The organism is bacterium, from assembly GCA_027622355.1.
GTDB lineage: Bacteria > UBA8248 > UBA8248 > UBA8248 > UBA8248 > JAQBZT01.
On the sequence record JAQBZT010000161.1, the window covers coordinates 1 to 7,017 of the forward strand.

7 protein-coding genes are annotated in these 7,017 nt (G+C 62.2%); all 7 read left to right on the plus strand.

Annotated elements, in window-relative coordinates:
* A partial coding sequence (locus O2807_09965; protein ID MDA1000819.1) for a hypothetical protein occupies positions 1–477 on the plus strand: 477 nt, incomplete at its 5' end.
* A gap of 312 nt (positions 478–789) precedes the next feature.
* Positions 790–1,950 (plus strand): thiolase domain-containing protein, encoded by a 1,161-nt coding sequence (locus tag O2807_09970; GenBank protein ID MDA1000820.1) that lies wholly within the window; start codon positions 790–792, stop codon positions 1,948–1,950.
* Positions 1,951–1,966: 16 nt separating this feature from the next.
* A complete protein-coding gene (locus tag O2807_09975; protein MDA1000821.1) occupies positions 1,967–2,317 on the plus strand; it encodes an OB-fold domain-containing protein in 351 nt (116 codons plus the stop codon).
* A complete protein-coding gene (locus tag O2807_09980) occupies positions 2,310–3,698 on the plus strand; it encodes a sigma 54-interacting transcriptional regulator (GenBank protein MDA1000822.1) in 1,389 nt (462 codons plus the stop codon). The genes O2807_09975 and O2807_09980 overlap by 8 nt, the downstream gene beginning before the upstream one ends.
* Positions 3,699–3,711: 13 nt before the next feature.
* Positions 3,712–4,482, plus strand: coding sequence for an NTP transferase domain-containing protein (locus O2807_09985; protein ID MDA1000823.1), 771 nt, complete (start codon positions 3,712–3,714; stop codon positions 4,480–4,482).
* A 107-nt stretch (positions 4,483–4,589) separates the two neighbouring features.
* On the plus strand, positions 4,590–5,795 hold the full coding sequence (locus tag O2807_09990; GenBank protein MDA1000824.1) for a sugar phosphate nucleotidyltransferase: 1,206 nt from the start codon (positions 4,590–4,592) through the stop codon (positions 5,793–5,795).
* Between the two features lies 1 nt (position 5,796).
* A partial coding sequence (glmS, locus tag O2807_09995) for a glutamine--fructose-6-phosphate transaminase (isomerizing) (protein ID MDA1000825.1) occupies positions 5,797–7,017 on the plus strand: 1,221 nt, incomplete at its 3' end.

Genomic DNA, 7,017 nt, shown 5'->3' on the forward strand with positions numbered 1-7,017 from the left:
GAGCTGGCCGCCCTCCTCGAGCGGGCGTGGGACGGCAAGGGGCCATCCCCGGAGAATATACGGCGGCTGATTACCCGGCTGCGCCATTTCACCAAGACCCATGGGCTCTCGGGGCCATCCGTTGAACATCGCAACCTGTTGATTGTAGAGCCCGGAGAGACGCGCCTGGAGAGAGTCTGCTATTTCGTCCGCCGGGGTTTCCTTGTGGAGGAGATGCGCTTTCTGCGCGACTCCCCCCCGGGGGATGAGTTGGCGGACCGCATTCGCGCCGTTTATTTCGAAGAAGCCGCTGAAGAGGAGAAGCCGGACAAAGAATCCATGGAAGAGGCCAGCGTCATTGCCGCGTGGTTTCGGCGCGAGTTGATGGATGGTTTCGTGCTCGAAATCAATCCGGATGCGGAACCCGAACAATTACGGGATCTTATTCTCCAATCTTTAAAGGATCCTCTCGCCGCCGGCACCGTGATTGCGGTTTGAATTCGGCATGGCATGAAAACTTCCTGAAACGTCAAATCATAAATTCCGTTTTTCGATTCGAATTCCCCTCCCCTTTCCCTTGAATGCCATTGCAACTTCGTTTTTCATGTGCTAGCGTTTTCTCACTCTGTCTATTTGGTTTTTCGGTTTTCAATTTCCGGATTCGTTCTGGATCCAGGCCGTTGGTTTTTTTTCTCGTTATGCAGGTTGCGGCGCTGCCGCGTTCGGCAGCCGGTTCATTGAATCAAAAAAACATCTGTTCATGATATTGGGAATTACGGAATCAGCGCTTTTATCTTATTGAGGTTTTCCGTGCGAAGCGTTGCTGTCGCCGGTGTGGGAACAACGCCCTTCGGAAAACGCTCGGAGGACGCGGTCCTTCTGGGCGCTTCCGCCTGCCGCCTTGCGCTGGAAGATGCGGGGGTGCCGCCTGGGCGGATTGAGGCGTTTTTCCTGGCCAACTTTGCCGGGCATGCCTTCTCCGGCCACAATCACCTGGCCCCGAAAGTGGCCCATGCGGCGGGACTGGGGCCGATTCCCTGCACCCGCGTGGAAGATGCCTGCGCGTCGGGGGGCGTGGCCTTTCGGCTGGGGGTTCAGACCGTGGCCTCCGGGGCGGCCGACTTCGTGCTCGTGGCCGGTGTGGAAAAGATGACCGCGGCGGCGACCGGCGCTGTGACATCGATCCTCTCGGCGGCGGGGGACCTCGAGGCCGAGGTGGTTTCGGGGGCGACGTTCCCAGCCCTTTTCGCTCTCATTGCCAGACGCCACATGGCCCAGTATGGAACACCTCTCGAGGCGCTCGCCGAAGTCGCGGTCAAGAATCATGCGCACGGCGCGAATAACCCGAACGCCCACTTCCAAAAAACGATCACGCGAAAGGATGTTCTCGAGGCGAAGCCCGTCGCTGAGCCTTTGGGGCTCTATGACTGCGCACCGATCAGTGACGGCGCCGCGGCGGCCGTGCTCTGTCCGGCCGAGATGGCGGCCGATTTGCGCGCGCGGCCGGTTCGCGTGCTGGCCTCCGCCCAGGCGGCGGATGCCCCCTCACTCGTGGACAAGAAGGACATCACCCAGTTTGAGGCCACACGGAGGGCCAGCGAGGCGGCCTTCCGCCAGGCGGGGCTCACGCCGGAGGATGTGGATTTCGCCGAGGTGCACGACTGCTTCACCATTGCGGAGATCGTGGCCCTCGAAGACATCGGCTTTTTCCTCAAAGGAGATGGCGGCCGGGCCACCCTCGAGGGCCATACGGCGATGGACGGGGCGCTTCCGGTAAACCCGAGCGGCGGGCTCAAGGCCAAAGGACATCCGGTGGGGGCGACCGGCCTGGCCCAGGTGTACGAGGCGGTCCGCCAGCTTCAGGGGGATGCGGGCCGGAGACAGGTGCCCGGCGCCGAGGTGGGGCTTTGCCACAATCTGGGTGGATCGGGCGCCACCTGCACGGTTCATATTTTTTCCGCTCTCCGCTGAGGGCAGGAGGAAAAATGTGTCCCTCGAAGTGGGCCGTTGTGGCGGCTGTGGAAGGATGCAGTTCGGCGGAGCGAGTTGCGGGCATTGCGGCGGTGCGCTGCGTGTTGAGGAAATCTCCGGGCGCGGCGAGATTTACAGCTACACCCGCGTCCATGTCGCGCCCGGCGAGTTGGGGCCCCCTTATCTCCTTGTTCTTGTCGAGTTCGAGGAAGGGGGCAGGATGATGGGGCGGCTCGAAGGGGAGGGCAAAGCGCAGGTGGATGTCGGCGCTCCCGTGGTTTTTTCGAAAATGACGAAGAATGGCCCCTTGTTTGTGCTGGGCCCTGTTTCGGATCGGCCGGAAGAAAGGAATCGTTCGCGTGTCTAGTTCTGTGAAAACCGACGACAAGGGACGGATGCTTTTTGTCGGAAACGTTTCCCCTGAAAATCGCGCGCTCCTCGACGCGCTCCGGGCGGAGGGGCTCGCCTCCGAGGTAGTGGCCCGGCCGGAAAGAGCCGTGTCCCGTATCGAGGGATTTGATTTCGTCCTCATGGGCGGATTGCAGCGGGGCGATCTGCCGCATTTGCGGCGGGTCGGGGAGACCCGGAAGCCGGTCGGGGTGGTGCTGCGGCAGGAGGATAAAAGTACGCTCGGCTCCCTGAGCCTGAAGGCGGGCGCCCGGTCGATCTTCATCGAAGAAGTGTATCCGGGCGAAGTGATCCAGTTTGCGGAGAATCTGCAAGAAGAGGGTCTGCTCCGCCGCGAGGTGCGCTGGCTCCGCTCAGAGTTGCAGGAGAACTACCGGACATCGGGTGTTGTCTCCGGCGAGAGCGCGGCGACCAATCGGTTGCGGCGGGAGATGAAACGCGCGGTCAAGAAATACCGCACGATTCTTCTTCGGGGGGAATTCGGCGTCCGTTTCGATGAGATCGCCCGGTCGGTGCACCAGCAATTTCCCGGCTTGCGGTACCCGTTTCTTCACTGGGAGGCGGCGAGGCAGCGTCCCGTCCAGCTCGAGCGGGCCCTTGCCCGGCTGGAAAACGGCCGCGGTGAGGAGGGGGAGCTCCTTCAAATGGGAGGAACCCTTTTTGTGGAAAATGTGCAGATGCTCTCGGCCGACCTGCAGAAGCGGCTCGGCCAGGTGGTGGGAAGAGAGGACCTCAGCCCGAATTTCCGGCTGACCCTTGCCGAGACGCAGGATCCCGAGCGTCTCTTTCACGATGAGCTGGCGGCCCAGCTTCAGCGAGGCGGACAGACGCTTCTCGTCCGCGTTCCCCCGCTCCGGGATCGGAAGAAGGACATTCCGAAACTGGCCTCATCTCTGTTGAAAGATTTTTCGGATCGCGTTCACCAGGATCAGAGAATCCTGACGCCCGGCGCCATGGAATGGGTGGCCTCGCAGCCTTGGTGGGGAAACGAGTCTCAGCTCGAGGTCTATCTGTGGCGTGCCTATCTGCTCGCCGATGGCGGAACGGTTACCCTCGATGATCTCCAGGAAGCCTCGGGGCCGCGCCGGGCGGGCCAGATGGAGACGTTTTTCCGCGACCGCCTTGCGGCGGCGGTGGCCTGCCTGAACGAGGGGGAGGAGAGCGATCTCTACAACCACACCATCCGCACAGTCGAGCGCCCGCTTCTGGAGCTGGTGCTGCACGAATGCGGAGGCAACCAGGTGAAGGCGGCCAAGCTGCTCGGGATGAACCGGAACACTTTGCGCCGCCGCCTGCAGGAGCTGGGACTTACCCGCCGTCCCCGCCCCCGCTCCCGCTAGGTTCGATTTTCCGATGGCACCGGAAAACACATCTCTCGCCGCAGTCATCCTCGCCGCCGGCATGGGCAAGCGAATGGGCTCTCCGCTCGCCAAGGTCCTCCACCCGCTGGGGGGGGTGCCGCTGGTGCGCCATGTGGTCGATCTCGCCCGGCAGGCTGGCGCATCCCCGATCGTCCTCGTTGTGGGCCATCAGGCGGAGGCGGTGCGCGCTGTCTTTTCCTCTGATGAGACGGATCTGCGCTTTGCCCTTCAGGCCGATCAGCTGGGGACCGGCCATGCCGCCGGAATCGGGATCGGCGCACTCGATCCCGGGCAGGGGGGGGATTTGATTCTCCTGTGCGGGGATGCACCCCTGATCCGCCCCGGAACCCTGGATGACCTCATCCGGCGGCACCGGAGCGAAAAGGTGGCAGTTACCCTTCTGAGCGCCGTGCTGGAGAATCCCGCGGGTTATGGGCGCATTCTCCGCGATCGGGGGGGCGATGGCGGGATGGTGGCGGTCGTCGAGGAGAAAGATGCGAGCGCCTCCGAGCGCGAAATCCGCGAAATCAACTCGGGCACCTATGTTTTTGATCTCGGTTTTCTGCGCTCGGCGATTCCGCGGCTCGGGCGGCAGAACCGCCAGGGCGAGTTTTATCTGACCGCGGCGGTGGCCATTGCCGCAGGGGAGGGGCGGCGCCTGCTGGCGGTTCCGGCCCCTGTTCCGGAGGAGGCCCTGGGGGTGAATACCCCGGGGGATCTCGCCCGGGCGGAAGCCATCTGGAGCGCCCGGGGCCCGCGGTGAGGCTTCCCTCCCCCCTGTTTTGTCATCTTCTGCTATAATCCCTTGAAGTTATTGATTTGATTTTGCCCCCGTGCCCGGCATGCCGGGCATTTCCGAAGGATGGTTCCTTGAGAGCGCTTATTCTGGCAGCAGGCCGGGGCAGGAACCTTCATCCGTTCACGGACACCCGCCCGAAGGCCATGATCCCCGTCGCCGGCGAGGTACTCCTCGAGGCCGCGCTCCATCAGATGCGCGCTGCCGGAGTGAGCGACGTTGTGATGGTCGTCGGTCACAGCCGGGAGAAGATCGTCGATTACTTCGGGAAAGGCGCTTCCCACGGCATCACCATTCAGTATGTGCATCAGGAAAAAATCGCGGGCATCGGGGATGCCGTACACAGGGCGAAGCAGTATTTTCAGCCCGGCGAAAACTTCTTGCTGGTCTACGCGGATGTGATGGCGCTGGGGAACATCTACCGCCATGCCATCCAGACGTTCGGCTCCTTCCATCAGCCGGTGGCCGCCATCTGCCATACCCCCCAGGCGCAAAAGTTCGGCACGGTCTATCTCGACACCGATATGCGCATCACCCGGTTCGTGGAAAAACCCAGCCAGCGCGAGATGGGAAACTATGTACTGGCCGGTGTTTTCGTGATGCCCTACCGGTTGTTCGAGCTTCTCGAGAATCATTCCATGGAAGCTTCCATCACCGACATCATCGGCAACGAGGGCCTGCGGGCGTCCATCTGGGAGGAGCCCTGGCTCGATGCCCAGTATCCCTGGGATCTGCTCTCCGCCAACCGGATGATCATGGGCGGATGGAAAGACGCCCATGTGGACGGAAGCGTCCAGCTGCGCGGTGCGGTACAGTTCCGCGGGCCTGTTCGGATCCAGGGCAATGTCGTCATCGAATCGGGCGCCTCGATTTTCGGCCCCTGCTTCATCGGCCGCGGCTCTTTTCTGGGAAACGGGGTGCTGGTGCGCCCCTACACGGCCATCGGCGCGGGGGCCATGGTGGGCTTCGGCGTGGAGTTGAAGAATTGCGTGTTGTTCGACAATGTGAAAGTGGGCCGGCTTTCCTTTATCGGCGACAGCGTGATCGGCGAAGGCGTGGAGATTGGCTCCGGAACCATGACGATCAACCACAATCTGGACCGAAGCGTCATCCGGCTGAGAACGAGCAGCGGCGATGTGGACTCGGGCCTGATCAAGCTGGGCTCTTTTGTCGGCGATCGCAGCCGGGTGGGCAGCTCCAACACCCTCGGAACCGGAACCGTCATTCCGCCCGATTCCACCGTGCCGCATCACTATACCTACCCGCTGGAGGGCGACTGAGATGTGCGGAATCGCGGGCATCGTCTCCTCTTCGAACGTCGCCCAAAAGCTCTACCGTTCCATTGCCGCCCTCGAGTACCGCGGATACGACTCCTGCGGCATGGCGCTGCAGCAAAACGGTTCGCTCGAAGTGCGCAAAAATGTCGGGACCGTCGAGTTCGTGAATTCGAGCGAGCGGCTCACCGACATGCAAGGTCTTGTCGGCATCGCCCACACCCGATGGGCCACCCACGGCTCCGTCACCCGCGAAAACGCGCATCCGCACACCGATGGGGCCGGCCGGATAGCGGTCGTGCACAACGGGATCGTTTCCAACTACAAAGACCTGCGCGAGCGCCTGGAGAAAAAGGGCATCGTATTCTGCTCCGAGACAGACACCGAGGTGATCGCCCACCTGATTTCGGACTTTTACGCACGCACAAACGACATGGAGTCGGCCTTCGTGCAGGCGGTCCGCGAGTTGTCGGGGACGTTCGCGCTCGCGGTGATTTCGGTGGATGCCCCCGGATTCATCTACTGCGTCAAGCGCGAGAGCCCGCTCATCATCGGTCTCGGGGACGATGCGAACTACATCGGCTCCGACTTCAACGCCTTCATCGAGTTCACCCGGCAGGCCGTCATCATGGACGACAGCGAGTACGCGATCGTCTCGCGGCAGAGCTACGTGGTCAAGGATCTGACCACGCAAAACACGGTCTCGAAAGAGGTGACCGAGATCGAATGGGACGTGGAGATGTCCCGGCGGGGCGGATATCCCCACTACATGCTGAAGGAAATTTACGATCAGCCGGCGACCATTCAGGCGGCGATGAACATCGAGCGCGGTTCGCTACAGGCGCTCGCGCGGATGATTCAAGAGTCTTCCACGTTCGTTCTCGGCGGTGTGGGGACTACCTACTATATCGCGGCGATGGGCCAGTATTTTTTCAGCCAGCTGACGGGAAGATACCTGCCGGCGGTGAGCACGGATGAATTCCCCCAGCTCGTGAAGCTGGGCCCGAAGGACGGTTTTCTCGCCATCAGCCAGTCGGGAGAGACATTCGATACCCTCAATTCCATCCGTCATGCGAAAAAGAACGGCGCGAAGACCGCCGCGGTGGTGAACGTGATGGGCTCCAGCATGGTCCGCGCTGTCGATCATGCCATCCTGCAGGGGTCGGGGCCGGAGATCTGCGTCATCAGCACCAAGGCCGCCAGGGGCCAGGCGGCGATTCTGCTGCTG

What these genes read in the sequence shown, in the direction of transcription:
- O2807_09985 (MDA1000823.1), top strand. Translation starts at nt 3,712, where the DNA reads ATGGCACCGGAAAACACATCTCTCGCCGCAGTCATCCTCGCCGCCGGC.